12 protein-coding genes and 1 riboswitch are annotated in these 18,868 nt (G+C 50.3%); of the genes, 6 read left to right on the top strand and 6 right to left on the bottom strand.

The features are described 5' to 3' along the window. Positions 1–18: 18 nt before the first annotated feature. On the bottom strand, positions 19–2,310 hold the full coding sequence (gene xdhA / locus AC1BI1_RS04665) for a xanthine dehydrogenase molybdenum-binding subunit XdhA (RefSeq protein WP_476716112.1): 2,292 nt from the start codon (positions 2,308–2,310) through the stop codon (positions 19–21). Positions 2,311–2,349: 39 nt separating this feature from the next. Then, on the bottom strand, positions 2,350–2,829 hold the full coding sequence (locus AC1BI1_RS04660) for a (2Fe-2S)-binding protein (protein ID WP_476716111.1): 480 nt from the start codon (positions 2,827–2,829) through the stop codon (positions 2,350–2,352). A 77-nt stretch (positions 2,830–2,906) separates the two neighbouring features. Further along, positions 2,907–3,007, bottom strand: a riboswitch (purine riboswitch). A gap of 156 nt (positions 3,008–3,163) precedes the next feature. Between AC1BI1_RS04660 and AC1BI1_RS04655 the strand changes: the two genes are divergently transcribed. Continuing rightward, the gene (locus tag AC1BI1_RS04655; protein ID WP_476716110.1) at positions 3,164–5,005 is read left to right on the top strand and encodes an ArnT family glycosyltransferase; all 1,842 of its coding nucleotides are present in this window, start codon (positions 3,164–3,166) and stop codon (positions 5,003–5,005) included. Beyond that, positions 4,977–5,942, top strand: a complete 966-nt coding sequence (locus AC1BI1_RS04650; protein WP_476716109.1) for a decaprenyl-phosphate phosphoribosyltransferase — start codon at positions 4,977–4,979, stop codon at positions 5,940–5,942. Before AC1BI1_RS04655 ends, AC1BI1_RS04650 begins: the two co-directional genes overlap by 29 nt. A 77-nt stretch (positions 5,943–6,019) precedes the next feature. Here AC1BI1_RS04650 and AC1BI1_RS04645 read toward each other — a convergent pair whose 3' ends face one another. Beyond that, the gene (locus tag AC1BI1_RS04645; protein WP_476716108.1) at positions 6,020–9,502 is read right to left on the bottom strand and encodes a UvrD-helicase domain-containing protein; all 3,483 of its coding nucleotides are present in this window, start codon (positions 9,500–9,502) and stop codon (positions 6,020–6,022) included. Positions 9,503–9,605: 103 nt separating this feature from the next. Further along, the gene (locus tag AC1BI1_RS04640; protein WP_476716107.1) at positions 9,606–11,192 is read right to left on the bottom strand and encodes a glycoside hydrolase family 26 protein; all 1,587 of its coding nucleotides are present in this window, start codon (positions 11,190–11,192) and stop codon (positions 9,606–9,608) included. A gap of 214 nt (positions 11,193–11,406) precedes the next feature. On the opposite strand from AC1BI1_RS04640, the gene ggt reads away from it, so the two are divergent. The 4 genes from ggt (at position 11,407) to AC1BI1_RS04620 (ending at position 15,987) form a co-directional block, all read left to right on the top strand. Then, on the top strand, positions 11,407–12,996 hold the full coding sequence (gene ggt, locus AC1BI1_RS04635; RefSeq protein ID WP_476716106.1) for a gamma-glutamyltransferase: 1,590 nt from the start codon (positions 11,407–11,409) through the stop codon (positions 12,994–12,996). A 189-nt stretch (positions 12,997–13,185) separates the two neighbouring features. Further along, positions 13,186–14,586: an aminodeoxychorismate synthase component I gene (gene pabB, locus AC1BI1_RS04630; RefSeq protein WP_476716105.1), complete on the top strand. Its 1,401-nt coding sequence runs from the start codon at positions 13,186–13,188 to the stop codon at positions 14,584–14,586. A 26-nt stretch (positions 14,587–14,612) separates the two neighbouring features. Continuing rightward, on the top strand, positions 14,613–15,419 hold the full coding sequence (locus tag AC1BI1_RS04625; RefSeq protein ID WP_476716104.1) for an aminotransferase class IV: 807 nt from the start codon (positions 14,613–14,615) through the stop codon (positions 15,417–15,419). A gap of 157 nt (positions 15,420–15,576) precedes the next feature. Next, entirely contained in the window at positions 15,577–15,987 is a 411-nt protein-coding gene (locus tag AC1BI1_RS04620) for a sodium:solute symporter family transporter (protein WP_476716103.1), read from the top strand. A 91-nt stretch (positions 15,988–16,078) separates the two neighbouring features. On the opposite strand, the gene AC1BI1_RS04615 is transcribed toward AC1BI1_RS04620, so the two are convergent. Both AC1BI1_RS04615 and lpdA read right to left on the bottom strand, forming a co-directional pair. After that, positions 16,079–17,407 (bottom strand): NAD(P)-dependent malic enzyme, encoded by a 1,329-nt coding sequence (locus AC1BI1_RS04615; protein WP_476716102.1) that lies wholly within the window; start codon positions 17,405–17,407, stop codon positions 16,079–16,081. Between the two features lie 56 nt (positions 17,408–17,463). Then, positions 17,464–18,867, bottom strand: a complete 1,404-nt coding sequence (lpdA, locus tag AC1BI1_RS04610; RefSeq protein ID WP_476716101.1) for a dihydrolipoyl dehydrogenase — start codon at positions 18,865–18,867, stop codon at positions 17,464–17,466. Position 18,868: the final 1 nt, after the last annotated feature.

The following is an 18,868-nucleotide window of genomic DNA, read 5'->3' as shown; positions in this document are numbered from 1 at the left end:
GACTCTTCACCTGCCCTTCTATATTAACCCGGCTTCTTTGAACTTTTCAAAGACCCGTTGTGGATTCAGGGGTAACCGGTTAAAGGCTACACCTGTGGCGTCTAAAACAGCATTTCTGATCGCGGGAGCTACAGAAAGAACGGGCGGCTCTCCTAAAGACTTATTGCCAAAGGGGCCCGTAGGCTCAAAGGTTTCCACAAAAGCTACGCCGATATCCGGGATATCCATTATAGTGGGGAGTTTATAATCCAGCAAATTGTTGTTTAGGGGTTTTCCGGTTTTCTCGTCAAAGAGCATTTGTTCTAAAAGCGCGTATCCAATACCCATGCTTACGCCACCATGCACTTGTCCTTCGGCCAACTGGGGGTTGATGATTTTACCCGAATCATGCACATTATATATCTCCAGGATTTCGATTTTCCCAGTCTTTATGTCTACCTCAACTTCGGCAAAAGTTACCCCGAAAGTGTAGGCATTGACCCGAGCATTATTGGAGGTATCGCTGGTTATAGGCTGGGCAGATACGAGGTCATAGTAAGTGTGCAAGGCCACCTCGGAAAGGGGCATGACCACCTTCCCCGAGTCTTTATAAACAATGTGTTGATCCTTGATATCCAAAGCATGAGCAGGTATACCGGTCATATGGCAGGCAAAATTAAGGATTTTTTCTTTAACTTCTAAGGCTGCTTTCCTTACAGCCATACCTGTAATATAAGTTTGTCTGGAAGCATAGGCGCCGGTGTCAAAAGGACTGACGTCTGTATCCTGGATGGAAACGACATGCACCATGTCTATAGGAATACCCAAGACTTCAGCTACCATTTGGGCAAAGACGGTATCGCTTCCCTGCCCTATCTCAGTAGCGCCGATCTGCAATTGGACGGAGCCATCCTGGTTTAAAACAATTCTGGCCCCCGCTATTTCCTGTCCTGCTGGATAGGTACCAGAAGCATAGCTAAAGCAGGCCATACCTAAGCCCCGACGTTTAGTACCTGTTTGATTTTTATACCGCGCTTTTTTCTCATCCCATTTGATCAATTCTTTACCCTTTTCAATGCACTCGCGAATTCCGCAGCTCCTTACTACATTTCCATTCAAGGGATCTACGTAGCCCACATCAACCAGGTTTTTCTTCCGGAACTCTATAGGATCCATATTTAGCTTTCTTGCAATATTTTCCAAATGACTTTCCACAGCAAAGGTTATCTGGGGCGACCCGTAACCTCTCATGGCGCCTGCCACAGGTAAATTGGTGTACACAGTGTAGGGTTCGTATTTCAGTGCTTTCATGGGGTACAAGACCCTAAATTTGGAGCCTCCGGCCATGAGAATAGAATGCCCGTGGGAGGCATAAGCCCCAGTGTTGGAGATGGCAATTATATGCATGCCAATCAATTTTCCGTCTTTAGAAACGCCCGTTTTAATCTTATATTTGATGGCGTGACGGGTACGGGTGTCGATCATGCATTCTTCCCTGGACAGCTCTAATTTTACTGGCTTTCCGCCTACCGCCAGGGTCATGGCCGCAACTAGGGGTTCCAAACAAACATCCTGTTTGCTCCCAAATCCTCCGCCCACGTAAGGCTTAATTACCCGTACTCTTCCCCAGGGGATGCCTAAAGCCTGTCCCACAATTCTTCTTACAATGTGAGGAATCTGGGTAGAAGTTATAATCACAATGCGGCCATCGCTGTCTACATAAGCACAGGATACATGATTTTCTAACTGGCAGTGCTGTACAATGCTTGTTTCTAATTCATCCTCAAAAATATAGTCGGCTTCTTTAAAAGCCTCCTCTATATCGCCAATTTCATAACCGACAGAACTAACGATGTTTCTTTCGCAGTCCTCATGGATTAAAGGCGCACCTTCCCTCATGGCCGCCTCAGGGGTAAGCAGCGGTTCCAATACTTCATACTCTACCTCAATTAATTTCAGAGCCTCTTCTGCTGTTAACTCGTCTTTCGCCACTACTGCCGCAATGGCGTCCCCTACAAAGCGGGCTTTGTTGGTTAAAATCGTCCGGTCTTCTTTATCCCTGTGCTTAGGGTCCAGGGCATAGGGATGCCCGGCAGTGGCAAATTTTATTTGCGGGACGTCTTTATAGGTCAAAACTGCTTCTACGCCAGGTAAGGCTTTAGCTTTACTCACATCGATGTTTTTGACTATAGCGTGGGCATAAGGACTTCTTAATATTTTGCCTACCAGCATGTCTCTTTCCAAAAAGTCGCCGGCATATTTGGCTTTCCCGGTAACTTTGGCCACGGCATCAACCCTATTTACGCTTTTCCCCACTACTGTATAAGCCATTTTATTCCCTCCTACCCCAACCAACCTGGCTGTTTCAGCTTAAGGTGTATCTCCCCTAGCCAAAGCTTCCGCTGCCTTTTCCACGGCGCGGACAATTTGAGCATAACCTGTGCAGCGGCAGAGATTGCCCGAAATAGCTTCTTTTATCTGTTCTCTGGTAGGATGAGGTTCACGGTCCAGCAAAGCTTTAGCGCTCATAATCATTCCCGGGGTGCAGAAACCGCACTGCACCGCTCCCTCAGTAAGAAAAGCTTCCTGTAAAGGATGCAACTTTTCCCCTTGAGCCAGGCCCTCGATGGTCGTAACTTCCCTGCCTTCAGCCTTGGCTGCGGGCAGCAGGCAAGAGTCTACTGGTACCCCATCTAAAAGTACAGTGCAGGCGCCACATTCGCCCACCCCGCACCCCTCCTTGGTACCGGTTAAGCCCAAATATTCCCGTAACAATTCTAGCAAAGTGATACCCGCCGGAGCCTCTACCTGAACCTCTTTTCCATTAACTTTAAGGTTAAACTGGCGCACTTGTCTGTAAACCCCTTTAACCCTAATTTAAATTGTGTAGCTGGCTTATTCATTAAAAAACCAGATGCTCCGTACACCCACACCAAACCAAACTTCGTAGTCGGGTGATTTACGGTCACCTGGTAGAGACCCCCGGACCAATTACCGGGGTTATACGAAGTTACATCTATAAATTCGCTATATTTTTCTTAAATCCTGCTAGTAACTTTAAATCTCATTTAATTTTCTTGCTCATTATAGCTATCACGTAAAACTCTTCTTGGGACCCTCAAAAAATATTCTGCTTGTAAAAAGGAAAAAATTAGCTTAAGGTATAAAAGGGGAAGAGAATACCATGTCCTGGCTTCTTTTTGTAGCAGCCAATCTCTTAGTCCTCGCTTCAGCACTCCTGGTAAGCCAGCACTGGTCCTTACCGGCAGGCGAAGGAGTGCTCGGCCTTTTTGTCCTTATGACCGGCCAAATCATCTTTTCCCTCCTCGTAGCCGGAGCAGTACTGCAAAAGCTTACTGCCCCGGTTGTCCTGTTGGTTAACACCTTGTTCTTTCTTGTAGCCCTAGCCAGTCGCTGGCGTCAACCAATTACCATACCAACCTTTTCCTGTCGCTTAATTCTAAAAGAAATCAAGGGAAACTTTTGGACCCAAGCTTTCCTCTTCTTGGTGGCAGCCGACACAGCCTGGATTCTTTTCCTGGGCTACCTTTTCCCACCCTATGCTTGGGACAGCCTGGCCTACCACTTGACAGCAGCGGCTGCCTGGCTGGAAGCCGGCAAAATCATTATTACTCCCCATTCTTTATGGGCTAACGTTTATCCTTTAAATACAGAACTCCTTTTCACCTGGAATATGCTATTTCTAGGCAACGATATTATTGTAGACCTGACCCAGTTGGGCTTTGCCCTGATGGGAGCCGGGGCTGTTGCCTGTTTGGGCAGGCTGGTAGGCCTTAAGCCTACCGGAGCGGTGGTGGCTGGAAGCCTCTTCTTTCTTACTCCCATCGTTTTGGTTCAAGCCAAAACCGCTTATGTAGACGTAGCCCTGGCCTCCATGTTTCTTATTTCTTTTTATTTTTCCTACCGCTACGCCCAGGAGCCCCGGGAGGTTTATCTTTTTTTGGCGGGCCTTAGCTCAGGAATCACCTTGGGCATGAAATCTTCTGCCGCCCTATACGTAGCCGTCAACACCCTTTTTATCCTGGCAGGGTTGAGGGGCTACTACCGGCAAAAACGCAAGAATTGCTTTAGCTCTTGCTTTAAAAGGTTCGGGCTCTTTCTTTTCCTGGTCTCCCTGGCGGGCAGCTTCTGGTACCTGCGCACCTGGTATTATTATGGCAATCCCCTTTACCCCTTTACAGTAAAGCTCTTCGGCTATACCCTTTTCCCAGGGACCGGTCAAGTGGAAAACCTCATTATGCTTCCCAATACACCCCGGGAATTCCTGGACCAGCCCTGGTTCCGCAAAGTCTGGACTTCCTGGCAGGAGACCAACGGCCCTTATATTTACGACCAATTAATAGGCGGCTTCGGCCCTCAGTGGCTCTACCTGGAATTTCCGGCTCTCACCCTCTTGACTGCGGTAGCCTGTTTAAAACGTTTAAAAAAGCTGCTGGCTCTCCTTATACCCTTCTGGGTTTTATTTCTCCTCCAGCCCGCCAACTGGTGGTCCCGTTACACTATTTTTTTCGTAGCAGCCGGAGCCATAGCTCTACCTTGGCTAGAACAAAAGCTATCCTGTTGGTTAGCTCAGCCTTTAAGGACGGCTACTTTAAGCCTGGTGCTCGTTTCTTTAGTGGGAAGCTTTACCCATACCTATTTCACGCCAGAAGTAGTCGGCCGGTTTCTGGCCTTGCCGCCGGAAAAGCGTACCTTCGCCCAACTGCGCCCCTGGGGGGACGAGCTGGCCTGGGTGGATGAAGTACCGCCAGGTTCTCGCATCGGCTATACCCAGACCTCTTTCCCTTACCTTCTTTACGGCCATCACTTACGCAACAAAGTATTTCGCTTAACTACCGGTGAGCGATCTCTTTTTTATCAGCAGCTGGCGGACCTCGACATTCAGTACTTCCTTACCACCCGGGGTAGCTCCGCCGAGGGCTGGTTAAAAGATAACCCGCTGGGCTTCAAACCTTATTTCCAGTACGGGGAGTATATTGTTTATAGCCGAATTAGCTCTAGATAAAAAGGGAAACCTTTTAAAGGAGGAACAAATGGTGAGCTCGATAGAGACAGGGAGTCTCGTAACAGTATCTACCCGCAAGCTGTGGTACTACATATTCCTCAGTATGCGACCCAAGCAGTGGATGAAAAATGCCTTCATTTTTGCTGCTATATTGTTTTCCCGCCACCTGCTGGAGGTCCCACTGGTGTTACGTACCCTGCAAACCTTTACCATTTTTTGTTCCCTTTCCGGTGCCGTCTACTTGCTGAACGACATAGCCGACCGCGAAAGGGATCGCCTGCACCCGCGCAAGCGCTTCCGCCCGGTGGCAGCAGGTTTAATCTCTCCCTGGCAAGCCGGAACTGCTGCCATTTTTCTCTTAATAATAAGCTTAAGCTGGTCCTTCTGGCTGGGGTGGCAGGTGGGGATAATCAGTCTGGTCTATGCAGTCCAGGTTATTGTCTATTCTTTTTACTTGAAGCATCTGGTTATAATAGATGTCTTCGTCGTGGCCTTCGGCTTTGTGTTGCGGGTGCTGGCCGGAGCTGCGGTTATTCAAGTACCGGTATCCGCCTGGCTGCTGGTCTCCGTTACCCTGCTAGCCCTTTTTCTCGCTCTGTGCAAAAGGCGCCAGGAGTTAACATCTTTGGAAAAGGCTAGCGAGCACCGGGGCATCCTGGCCGAATACTCCGTCCCCCTTCTAGATCAGTTGATTACTACGGTGACTTCCTCCACCGTGGTAGTTTATGCCCTTTACACTTCACTGGGAACTGAAAATCAATACTTGATGCTCACCATACCCCTGGTCCTTTTCGGCCTTTGTCGCTACCTTTACCTCCTCCACCGCCATCAGGGCGGGGGAGAACCGGAAACCTTAATTCTGCAAGATAAACCCCTGGCCGCCACTGTCCTTCTGTGGATAGTTTCCTGTTTCTTAATCCTTTATTATTGGAGTTAAACATAGTCGCCCGGCTAGCAGTTCCGGAGCGAGGGAAAGCCAAGCAGGCCCAGCCACAAAACTGGGAATAACTTAGCTTAAAACAGGCTCAGTTGCTTATACCGGTCGTCGCCGTTTACTTTTTTTCTCTTAACTTGGTCTGTCCAAACCTTTCTTTCCAGGCAGTCGGGAGGAATGTCCAGCAAGAAGGGAGAGGGTTGGGTTGAGGTCTTAGACCCGAATAGCGCTCTGCTCCGGGCGGATACCAGGATGAGCACCTCCCTGGCCCGGGTCAGCCCTACGTAAAACAGACGGCGTTCCTCGGCCAGGTCTTCTTCTGTCAAATTTTCTCTATCCCGAAGGGGGATTAGCCCGTCTTCCACACCGGCAATAAATACCACGGGGAATTCCAGCCCCTTAGCAGCATGCAGAGTCATCAAAGTAACTGCCTCAGGAGATACAGCATTTTTCCCCTGGCGTTCATGATCGCCATCCAGGGCCAAGGAAATCCCCCGCAGGAAGGAAAGAAGGTCGTTAAAACGCGCAGCAACCCGTAAAAGCCGGTTTAGGGCTTCTGTTTCTCCCAGGTTGTGTTCCTCTATCCAGCGGGCCACAAGGCGTTCGGGAGGTTCTATTCCCGCCAAAGAACGGTACTCACCTATAGCCTGTCTAAAAGCCAGCAACTTCTGGCTATTCGCTGATTTGCCCTCTTCTATAACTTTCCAGGCCGGCTTTCCCTCTTGTCCACTTGCTTCCCGGATTTTTGTTATCTCCTCCGGGCCCACGTCAAAGGGAGCTGTGCTTAAGATGCGAAAGAGATGGAAATCATCTTCCGGGTTCACCACACACCAGAAAAAGGCCAGGACCTTCCGCACGTTGCGGTCTTCCAGAAAGCTTTCCCGGCCCACCACCCGGTAAGGTATTCCTTCCTTAAGAAAACATTCTTCCAGTATCTCAGCTTGCAGACCCGTACGAAAGAGAACCGCTATATCTGAGAAACTCCAGTTCTCCGCCGTAACTGGCGAGTCTTCCCCGGGAATCCCGGCGTACTGGCCATGGGCCTGCAACATGGTAGCACCGCCCACCAGCCGGCCGATTTCCCTTACAATAGCTATTCCTTCGGAAATCTCACTTGGTACCTCCAGGTGCCGGATCTTGGGGCCACCTTGCCTTACGGCCACCAGCCCTTCCTGGTTATTACCCACCACCGCCGAGGCTGCGCGGAGAATGAGGGGAGTAGAGCGATAATTCAGGGAAAGTCGAATGAGCTGGGCTTGGGGAAAATCCTCCTTGAGCTTCCAGAAAAAGCGGTGGTCAGCTCCCCGAAATCCATAAATAGCCTGGTTTGGGTCGCCTATGACAAAAAGATTCTCCCCCTTCCCGGCCCAGAGCTTGACCAACCCGTACTGGACCGGGTTAACATCCTGAAATTCATCCACCAGCAAATGGGTAAAGCGTTCCCCAAAAATGTCCGTGCAGCTTTCTCCCAGCTTAAGGGTCTCCAGGAGAACATCATCGTAATCCAGGGCACTGTAGTCTGCCAGCCTCTCCTGGTAAGCCCTATAAATGGAGCGCAGATCTTCCGGGATCCCCTCGGATAAAGGAGTAAGGCCCCGGCTCTTAAGAAAAGAAATCATCCGCTGAACCTTTAATACATCTCGAAGCCTGGAGCCTCTACTCCCCTTTAGCACTTCTTCCAGGATGCTGCGAGAGTCTACTTCATCCAGGATGGTCAGCCCGCCGTGCAGCGCCGAATCTGTATTTTCGGGAGAATTATTTAACCTATAATTCCGGAGTATATCGAGGCAGATACTGTGGAACGTTCCCACAGTTAAAGACCCAATGTATGGAATCTCACCCATAAGATCAACTACACGGTGGCGTATCTCGGAAGCAGCCTTATTAGTAAAAGTAACGGCCGTGATCTGTCCCGGTGCCACACCCCGTTGGCCTATTAGATAGGCGATGCGATGCACCAGGGTTTTGGTCTTGCCCGTACCCGGGCCAGCAATTACAATAACCGGCCCTTCTCCGGCGGTAACCGCTTTTTGCTGGTCAGAGTTAAGGCTGGCCAGAATATCTTTGCTTTCGGCCGCCGGCCGCGGATGCTTCCCTAGGGGGGTGCCGGTTCCTTCTTCTTCCGCCTTAGTGTAAAGGGCAGAGCTTCTCCCTCTACTGGGGGTACGGGGTAAAATCACTCCCGCAGCCACCTCCAGGCCGTTCTCCCCGCTGTTCTCACCACTGGCCGCACCTCTGGTATCTCCGGCGGTCTCCCCAAAAAGCGTGGCCTGGGTCAATAGCCCTTGTCTATCTTCTGGCCGCAATAATATTATCTTGCCGTACTCCCCGTCGAACCCGGGTAACACCTCTACTTTCCCTGCCCTCATCCGCCGGATGGCTTCGGCCACCAGTCTTCCGCCAATCTTCCCGATCTCCTCCAGGGGAGCCTCGCGTAAAACAACCAGTTCCGGGCCTAGCTGGCGGATAAGAGAGAAATAGCGCTGCCAGACCTGCTTAGAGGACACGCCCACACCCAGGGCTGAGGCAATTACTTCCGGTAAGGGAACGAGGCTTTCGAAATGCCTCGCTGCCTGAGGCCTAACACCCTCTTCCCTATCGGCCAGCTCCTCCACGCGGTTTAGTACCCCCACCGTTACCTTCCGGCCACATGCGGGGCACACCCCTCCTGCTTCCCGAGTCTGGGAAGGTTTCCAGCGGATATTGCAAGCCCGGTGCCCGTCATAGTGATACTTGCCCTCCTCCGGGAAAAACTCCAGAGTTCCTATAAAACCGGTAGTGCGTTCCTTCAAAGCCCGGTAGATGGCAGGATAGGAAAGTTCAGTAGCAAAAAGGTTAGCCTCCCGGGCCAGGTTCCGGGGCGAATGGGCATCCGAATTGGAAACGAGGAGGAAACGGTCCAGTTTAGAGAGGCGCCAGTTCATGGGAGGGTCCGAGGACAGGCCGGTCTCCACTGCATAGATATAGCTGGTGAGATCTTCGAAACATTCCTCGATATCGTCAAACCCTGAATTGGCTCCCAAGAGGGAGAAATGAGGAGTCCAAATATGAGCCGGTATAAAAAGGGCCTCGGGACACACCTCCAGGGTAATCTCCAGGAGCTGCCGGCTATCGATACCCAGGATAGGCCGGCCGTCCGAGGTGAGATTGCCTATCCTCTCCAGCCGGCGGCTAAGCTCCTCCGCAGCTTCCAGGCTGGGCAACAGGATTACGTGGTGGATTTTACGTACCCGCCCACCTTTTTTATATATTGTGCTGATCTCACCCGAAACTATAAAGCGAACAAGGGGCCTTCCAGCAGGATCTTTCCCCTGCCAGTTAGGCTGCTGCCATTCCTCCTCAACCGGCCGGCAATACTCCTCTTTGAGGCGGTAGAGCCCCTCTTCCGCCGGCTCTAGCTTATCTTTAAGTTCCTCCCGCCACGCCGGATGGGTAAAATCGCCCGTACCCACCACAGCCACACCTTTATAAACCGCCCACCGGTATAGATCCTCCGGGTTAGCCTCTTGACTGGTGGCGCGGGAATAATGGGAGTGAATATGAAAATCAGCCACAAACTGCACAGTCCATCTCCTTCCAACCAAAAGCCCGGCAGCAACCGGGGCAACCTGCCAGTACCGTGTGGCCATAGAGCGCAACTTCAGAGTAGCCTACGCCCTGTCGCGCTCACTTTTGCTTGGGCCAGACAGCTCGGAACTGGTAACGGGTGTTTCTTAGCCCTTCTTTAAAGGCCAGGAAGCTTTCAGGAGAAGAATCCAGGTTGTACAACCACTTGCCATCAATCTGATTAAACCATACCGCGATTTTTATATTGGGATAATTTTGTCCCAGGCTCTCCATAGCTCGCTTAATCCAGTTGGCCTTATTTCCCCCAACTTCATTGCTGGCAAATTCCGTAATAATGAAGGGCTTATCGCCAAAGTAGTACATGTATTCCCGGTAAAGGGGCTCATAGATGGCATCAAACTCCCGCCACACATCGGCAGCATGGCTGGTACCGTTGTTATAGCCCGTAAGGCCGATCCAGTCTACAGTGCTATCGCCAGGATAGTAAAGGAGATAGTTATTCCACTTGAAGTTGGGGAAGGAACGGTCATGGGGATTGAAGACAAAAATAACGTTATCCGCTCCTTCTTCCTTGAACAGCCGGTAGACGTGTTTCCAAGCCATCTTAAAAATATCGGCATCCTTACCGTAGAACCAGGCGCTCCAGGTAGACCAATCACCGTTCATTTCATTGCCGAAGCGTACAAATACAGGATCTTCCACAGCCTTAAACTGGCGGGCCCACTCGCGGAAAATTCCATCGTATTTTCCTTTTAAAAGATCAATTAAAGAAGTATCATCTTTTTTACCATACCACCAGGGCTGCAGGGCTACCATTAATATCCGGCCATCATTATAAATTTTGTGCAATTCCTCAGAGGCAAAACGGGTGTCAAAGGCGGCGTAGGTTATAAGAAACTCAAATTTGTAATCCAGCTTTTGTTCCAAAGGAATTAAATGGCGGAAATACTCCAGCTTGCCCAGCTTGTGGGGATTGAGTATTCCCCACAGAGTCTTATCAGCGGGAATAACCAGTCGGTGGTGATTCCCCTCCAGTTCTATCTTACGTTCGACCCGCGGGGGTTCAGGGAAGGAAGGCAGCCCCTTGGCCGGTATCGGACGCCAGCTTACCAGTATACGGCTTAATTCTTCCGTGGCTGTTTTAAAGTTGGCTGGCTCAGTTTTTAGCATAAAGGTATAGACCGTATTGGAGACAATAATATGATATTCGCGGTAATAATTAAGATCATCCGCCGCGACTTTATCTCGGGTCCAGTCAAATTGCCAGGCCGGATAACCCTTAATCTTTAGTTTCTTTTGTTGCAGTAACCTTATGGTTCCCCAACCCTCCTGCAGGCTGCGGTTGCTGTAAAGGATATACTCGTCCGCCGTAATTTTGCCCAGGGGTTGAACAAAAATGGATAACTTGGCCACCCCGGGATGACTCAGGACGGTGACAACTCCGGGAATAATTTCTGGCTGCCAGCCAGGTGGGTACTCTATCTTAAAACCGTCGTACTCATTAACCAATGCCTTTCCCTCAGGCCCTTCGGGCGTGCCCCCCACTGAAGGGCCGGGGCTGCTCAATATATCATGTTTCCAAAGGTTTAAGTCCAGTTCATCAGAAAAACCTTGGCCTGCGGTTCTAGCTGCTGTTAAAGACAGAATTAGTAACACTACCAAAATCAGCCACTTTTGCTTATTCAATGCTACTCCCCTTTGCTTCACTAATTTACGCCTTAGGTCAATTTGCTTGCGGGCCGGAAATTCGGGTCAAGTCGAAGGCCTGCTTTTTTCACGCACCATTAAAAAACTAAGCTCGAAATACGGTAATTAGCAGGAAAAACCCTCCTTCGTCGAGTATTATATCAAAGCTCCATATGAAGGAACAAGGGCAGTATTAAAGAGGGGTGTCCAACGTATGTATCGTCCTGTGGTGATGGGTACACACGGCATGGTGGCCTCTGCCCACCCTCTGGCTTCCCTAGCCGGTATCAATATCCTGAAGCGCGGCGGCAATGCTATAGATGCGGCCATTGCTACCAATGCGGTCTTAAACGTTACCCAGCCCCATATGTGTGGTATTGGAGGCGATCTGTTTTACCTTATTTACCTAGCCCGGACGGAAGAAATAGTTTTCTTAAACGGTTCGGGCCGGGCACCCCGAAAGATAAGCTTAGAATTTTTCCAAGACAGAAAAATGAAGAAAATACCTCCCCGGAGCGCTTATGCTGTCACGGTTCCTGGGTGCTTTGCTGCCTGGGAAGAAGCCCGGGAGCGTTACGGCACCCTTCCCTTAGAAGAACTCCTGGTTGAGGCCATAGCCTATGCTGAAGGCCATCCCGTCAGCCATAAGCTGGCCTGGTATATAGCCCAATACCGGGAAGCTCTTTCTCAACACCCGGATACAGCGGCTATTTTTTTGCCGGGAGGGCAGCCCCCGCAGCCAGGAGACATCTTATGTCAGCGAGACCTGGCCGCCACCTTCCGCCTTCTGGCCAAGGAGGGTAAAAAGGCTTTCTACCAAGGGCCCATTGCTGAAGCTATAGCCGAAACCGTACAAAGGGAGGGCGGCTTCCTGTCAGTGGAGGACCTGGCCAGCCATACTTCAGTTTGGGGCCGGCCGGTAGCTACTACCTACCGGGGCTATACCATTTATGAAACTGCTCCTAACAGCCAGGGTATAACTGCTCTGCTTGAATTCAATATTATCGAGGGTTTAGATCTGCAAAACATGGGCCTTGATTCAGATGTGTATATTCACCACCTGGTGGAAGCTAAAAAGCTGGCCTTTGCCGACCGCGATGCCTATGTAAGCGACCCGGAATTTGTTCATATTCCAGTAGAGCATTTGCTGTCCAAAGAATATGCAGCCCGGCGCCGCCAGCTTATAAATCCCGACCAGGCTAAAGAAGCACCTCCCAGTGGCCAGCTACAGGGCGATACTACCTATTTCGCTGTGGTTGACAGGGAAGGAAACATTGTCTCCTGTATTCAGAGCATTTATTTTCCCTTCGGGTCGGGGATGGTAGCCCGGGGTACTGGTATCCTGCTGCAGAACCGGGGCGCCTATTTTTCCCTTGATCCCGGCCACCCCAACTGCCTGGCTCCCGGCAAGCGCACCCTTCATACCCTTATGGCCTCCATTGTTATGAAAGAGGGTCGGCCTTGCCTGGTCTTCGGTACCATGGGAGCTGACGGTCAACCCCAGATCCATTTGCAAGTAATTTCCCGGATTTTAGATTTTGGCTGGAACATCCAGGAATCCATCGAAGCGCCCCGCTGGATTCACGGGAGTATCCTGGGAGACAGCTCTCCCTGCCTGTACCTGGAAAATCGCTTTGACCCCAGGGTAATCGAAGGGCTGCGCCGGCGGGGACATAAAGTGGAACTCTTACCGGACTGGTCATCCGAAGCAGGCCACGCCCAGGGTATTGTCATCGACTACAGCCGGGGAGTGTTGATGGGCGGTGCCGACCCGCGCGGTGATGGGTATGCCTTGGGGTGGTAAGGGGAGCCAATACCCTTGTCTTATAGCATAAAATATGCTATAAAATGATTGTAAAACAACAAAATTGAATAGAGCTGAGTTAGGTGAGGGTAGAAGAGTTAGAGCTTGGAGATGAGACGACTCGGAGTTTTTGGGGTGAGGACCAGCTTATGGAGAGCTGGTTTTTTTATTTGGGGGAGGCAGAGAGGCATGTTACCTGTTATTGCTGAAGTAAAGGTGCCACCAGACCCGGCAGCCCTTTATGCCGCCTTGACTGGCGGAAGGGCGGGCAGCTTCCTGCTGGAAAGTGCTTTTTCCCACCCGCGGTTCGGGCGTTATTCTTTTCTAGGCTGCGACCCCTTTCTGGTTATTAAAACTAAAGGCCACCGAGGTATTATATACCGACCTGGCCAAGGAGTTAAAACTGTCCAGGACAACCCCTGGAATATTATCCGGAAATTTTTACTTATGTTTCAACAACCTTATCACCCTCAACCCCTCCCTTTTACAGGAGGAGCAGTGGGTTACCTGTCTTACGATTTAGGTCGGTATATCGAAAAGCTACCCCAAATAGCTATGGATGATTTACCTTTACCTGAATGTTACCTGGCCTTCTACAATACTGTGGTGGGTGTAGATCACCAGGAAGAAAAAGTGTATGTAGCCTCTAACGGTTTCCCCAGCACTGGTGTTAGAGCGGAAAAAGAGGCTACCGCTCGCCTGAAGGCTACAATTGAGCGTCTGCAGAAGGCCAGGCCCCTATCAACTCCTTTAAGTATCACCAAAAATACAGGGGCCATCACTTCTCTTTTTACTCCCGAATCCTACTACCAGGCCGTTGACCGAGCTAAAGCTTATATTGCTGCTGGGGATATTTTTGAAGTAAACCTTTCCCAGCGTTTCCACACGAAGCTGTCCATAAATCCTTGGGATCTATACCTCCGCCTGCGGGCTGTCAACCCGGCCCCCTTTGCTGCCTACTTGCCCCTGGAAGAAGGAATTATCATAAGCGCTTCTCCCGAAAGATTCTTACGCGTTAGCCAAGGCCAGGTAGAAACCAGGCCCATTAAAGGGACTCGGCCCCGGGGTAGAAATTCAGCCGAAGATGCAGCCTTGCGTCAGGAATTATGGGAAAGCGAAAAGGATCGCGCAGAATTAGTAATGATTATCGATCTGGAACGCAACGACCTGGGACGGGTATGTGAGGTGGGTTCGGTAAAGGTACCCGAACTCTTCGTGCTAGAAGAGTATGCCACCGTCTTTCACCTGGTAAGCACTATTACCGGTACTCTACGACGGGATAAAGATATGGTAGATTTATGGCGAGCTACCTTCCCCGGGGGTTCCATTACCGGCGCTCCCAAGGTCCGGGCCATGGAGATCATTGAGGAACTGGAGCCGGTACGCCGCAGCGTCTATACAGGTTCCCTCGGATATTTAGGGTTTCAGGGGGAAGCTGACTGGAATATTGCCATCCGTACCTTCTTGATTGTTAGAGACACCGCCTATTTTCAGGTGGGCGGAGCAGTAACAGCCGATTCCATTCCCGCCCGCGAATATCAGGAAACCCTGGATAAAGCTCGGGGTCTCATCCGTGCTCTGTGTTTATAAGTCTTCTTATGTAGGGGGTCTTTATAATGACTACAGACATCATTTACTTTAACGGCAGTCTCAAGCCCCGTAAAGAGGTTAAGGTCGATCCTACCGAACCCGGCTTTATCTACGGGGCCGGGCTTTTTGAAACCATGCGCATCGAAAAGGGACAAGCCCTATTTGTAACGGAGCACCTTGATAGACTCATCACCGGCGCTCGCCAACTGGGCTGGCAGCTTCCAGAAAAGATTAATCTGGAAGAAGCTGTCCAGGCTACTATAGCGGCCAATGGTGTTGACCGGGGCCGCGCTCGCGTCAATTTAATCTTGGGCACCAGCGGGTGCCACCTTATGATTACTGTCCAGGCTGGCCTTCCCTATACACCGGAGGATTATGTTAAGGGTTACAGGGCTTCTATTGTAAGTATCCGTAAAAACCACCACTCACCTCTTTCTGGTCTTAAAACCATGAACTACTTGGAGAACCTCTTGGCCCTCGCCGAGGCCCAGGCCAAAGGCGCTAAAGAAGCCATCCTTCTAAACCTCGACGGCTACCTGGCCGAAGGTAGCCGGAGCAATCTCTTTCTAGTACGCCAGGGCATCCTCTATACCCCTGATCTGGCCAGCGGCCCCCTGCCCGGCCTCGTCCGTGCCCGAGTGCTGAAACTGGCCCTTCAGGCAGGCTTGCCGGTCGAGGAAAAACCCTTATCACCAGGGGAGCTCCTGGCGGCTGAAGAAGCTTTCCTGACCAACAGCCTTATGGAAATCATGCCTTTGACACACGTAGATGACCGACCCATTGGTACCGGTAAGCCAGGACCCATTACAACTCAACTCCGTAGCCTTTATTGACAAGAGGGGCCCCGAATTACTTTCCTAATACGAGGCCCCAAGTCTGAAGTTATGCCCCCACTGTTTCCTACTACAAAAACGGAATCGTATCTGGTTTCTATATGGCACCTAACACTAGTGCTTACCCCTTAATATAGCTATTATAATTGCCGGACTGGTGGCCATAATTTACACCGTCAAGGGCGGTCTCTGGGCCGATGCTTTTACAGACTTGTTCCAGTGGATAATAATCTTCTTTGGCCTGCTGATTTCACTGCCGTATATTATAAGCGGCGCTGGCGGCTGGCAAGCTGTAGTAAGTAAAGTGCCGCCCGCAAAGATGTCCCTAACAGGCGTAGGTTTTGCTACTATATTTAGCCTGATAATCCAGTTGGCAGCGCGCCTCAAAGACAGCCGGCTTGGCCTCTATTATTGTAGGAAGTGCTGTGGGTGTATATTGGCAAATACTCAAAGAACCTTACGGCATACTGGCCATAGTAGCTGGATCGATTGCTGGCGTCCTAGCCTTTGCTATAACCACTTGGATCGAACGAAGCCTAGGCGGCCAGCAAGCCCCCGCGCTTTTTAGAGATTAAACATTAACTTTAAGACTCTAACTTTAGAACCTCTGGTCTTATTTTAAGGCCAGAGGTTCTTCTCTTTAGGAGCCCGTAGCAGCTTTATCCCGTTTTAAAAAGTGCTTCCATTAATGTTTTTAATATCTGACGGCTTGCTGAAATTAATTCAGTGGCTTTTCGATGAAGTTCCTCGAAAGCTGCTGTATAGCGAGCCACGCCTTCTGCAACTGCTTTAGCGCCGGTAGCTGCCGCCACTAAAGGATATACCTCCCAGTCCTCCATGGTCGGTAAAATGTAATCAGGACTCAGCCGGCCGCACTTTTCATTATACTGTGCCAGAGCTTCCGCAGCAGCAATACACATCCCATCGGTTATAGTAGTGGCCTGCACATCCAGAGCACCCCGGAAAATAGCCGGGAAAACAAGGGAATTGTTAACCTGATTAGGAAAGTCCGAACGACCAGTGGCTACTACCTTAGCACCCGCTTCCTTGGCCTCCCACGGCCAAATTTCTGGTGTCGGATTGGCACAGGCAAAAACTATCGGGTCCCGGTTCATTGTCCTGATCCACTCGGGTTTAATAGTACCAGGTTCGGGTTTGGACAGGGCGATTATTGCATCAGCCCCTTTTAAGGCTTCTGGCAAGCCGCCCCGGCGGTTCTCTGCGTTGGTGGCCTCACACATCTCCCATTTCTCTGGATAAGCCTCTTTAAGCTCCGTGCGCCCGCGGTGGAGGATACCTTTGGTGTCTACCAAAATAAGGTTTCCTGGTTCCGCGCCTGCCGCCATAAGTAGCCGAGCTGTAGCAATACTTGCCGCCCCTGCTCCTAACAGCACAATCCGAGCTACTTTAAGCTCTTTTTCCACCAATTTTAAAGCATTAATAAGGGCAGCCAAAATCACGGCAGCAGTGCCCTGCTGGTCATCATGCCACACCGGTATGTTCATTTCTTTCCGCAATCGCTCAAGGATCGGGAAACACTTTGGCTGAGCTATATCTTCAAGATTGATGCCCCCAAAAGAAGGCTCCAGTAGTTTCACTGTATTAATTATTTCTTCTGGGTCCCGTGTGTTTAACACAATAGGTACAGCATCCACCCCGCCCAGGTACTTGTAAAGAAAGGCTTTGCCCTCCATTACAGGTAAAGCTGCCTCCGGGCCAATATCTCCCAATCCCAACACGCGTGTACCATCGGAAACAACTGCCACCACGTTCCACCGCCATGTGTAGCGGTAGGACAAGTCTCTTTCTCGCTGAATTGCCTTGCAAACCTCAGCCACACCTGGAGTATACCAAATGGCGAAATCTTCTAAACCCCTTACCGGGCAGCGAGGAACTACTTGTAACTTGCCCCCATAATATTCATGCATCTTTAATGCCGCATTGACGCTGTTCTGCGCTTGACAAAGGACTTCGGAAACTTTGCTCATAGCAACAACCCCTTATTGTTGAATGATGGTGTCAATGCCAACTTTATTTGCAAGTTTCATTTCGGGAAATGTAACGGCCTTCCCATAGCTACCAGGCCGGCCTCCCGCATTGCTTCGGAAATAGTAGGGTGAGCAAACATAGTATCCACCAAACCTTCGACAGTTATCTCATTATTTATGGCTAGGCACGCCGCTGCAATTAGCTCGGTAGCCTGGGGTCCTATAATGCTGACTCCCAGGATCTCACCATAGGTAGGTTCATAAATGAATTTAATTTGACCCGCGGCTTCACCTTCAATTAAAGCTTTGCCGTTAGCTTTAAAAGGAAATTTACCTACCCTGATCTCCCGGTAATGCTCCCTGGCTTCTTGCTCTGTTAAACCTACTTGGGCCACTTCAGGGTGAGTGTATATACAGGAAGGCACGCTGTGGTAATTAATCTCTTTTGTTTCTCCCGTAGCATTAAGGGCTGCAACTTCTCCTTCAGCGAAGGCTACGTGAGCTAGCTGATAGCCACCGATTACATCTCCCGCTGCATAGATGCCGGGTATATTGGTCTCCATCCTTTTGTTGACTTTAATTATATTTCCTTCTAGCTCTACTCCTATTTTCTCTAGGCCCAGGCCAGAGGTAGCAGGTTTACGGCCTACTGCTACCAATACCTTTTCCACAAGGGCCTTTTTTGTGCCCTCTGCATTACGGCAATAGACCGCCATCCTGCCCTCCTCTAAAGGCTCAATTCTTTCCACTTCGGTCCTGGTCCAAATGGCCACTCCTTGTCTGTTCAGTTGCTTTTGCAACAATAGGGCTATTTCCTCATCTATTCCAGGTAATATCCGTGGAAGTATTTCTACCAGAAATACCTTAGTGCCTAGAAGTTGAAAGAGGCTGGCAAACTCGGCTCCCACTACTCCCCCACCAATTATTAACAAGCTCTGCGGCAGGGCATCCAGTCTTAAAATACCTGTGCTGCTTAAGATTTTTTCTTCATCAATTTCTATTGTTGGGAGGGTACCGGGAATAGAACCTGTAGCCAGTATTATCCTGCTAGACTTTACCTCGTAGGCCCTTTCTCCTCCTCGGGCGACCTCCACCGTATTTCGGTCTGTCAACCTAGCTACACCTTGCAGGACTTCCACGTTATTGGCCCGCAACAAACCGGCCACACCCTGCCTTAAAGAAGCCACTATTTCTTCTTTTCGCCTTTGTACACCTTGCCAGTCAACCTTTGTTGAGGTAGCATCCAGCCCAAATTCCTCCAGCCGCCTAATCAAAGCGTGTAAGGCGGCTGTCTTGGCTAACGTCTTGGTGGGAATACATCCTACGTTAAGGCAGGTTCCCCCCAATTCCTCTTTTTCGATCAGGATTACTTTCTTTTGCCTTTGCGCGGCAGTGATGGCTGCTACATAGCCCGCCGGACCGCCACCTATTACTGTAATGTCGGAGTATTTAACCTGCATA

Source organism: Thermanaeromonas sp. DSM 22490 (assembly GCF_056378755.1).
The sequence above is the reverse complement of the archived record's forward strand: the minus strand, read 5'-3'. Positions and strand labels throughout refer to the sequence as shown.

Bases quoted from the DNA above. Each gene is read 5' to 3' on its own strand.
- xdhA (WP_476716112.1), bottom strand. From the start codon at position 2,310: ATGGCTTATACAGTAGTGGGGAAAAGCGTAAATAGGGTTGATGCCGTG.
- AC1BI1_RS04655 (WP_476716110.1), top strand. From the start codon at position 3,164: ATGTCCTGGCTTCTTTTTGTAGCAGCCAATCTCTTAGTCCTCGCTTCA.
- ggt (WP_476716106.1), top strand. From the start codon at position 11,407: ATGTATCGTCCTGTGGTGATGGGTACACACGGCATGGTGGCCTCTGCC.
- pabB (WP_476716105.1), top strand. From the start codon at position 13,186: ATGTTACCTGTTATTGCTGAAGTAAAGGTGCCACCAGACCCGGCAGCC.
- AC1BI1_RS04625 (WP_476716104.1), top strand. From the start codon at position 14,613: ATGACTACAGACATCATTTACTTTAACGGCAGTCTCAAGCCCCGTAAA.
- AC1BI1_RS04615 (WP_476716102.1), bottom strand. From the start codon at position 17,407: ATGAGCAAAGTTTCCGAAGTCCTTTGTCAAGCGCAGAACAGCGTCAAT.
- lpdA (WP_476716101.1), bottom strand. From the start codon at position 18,867: ATGCAGGTTAAATACTCCGACATTACAGTAATAGGTGGCGGTCCGGCG.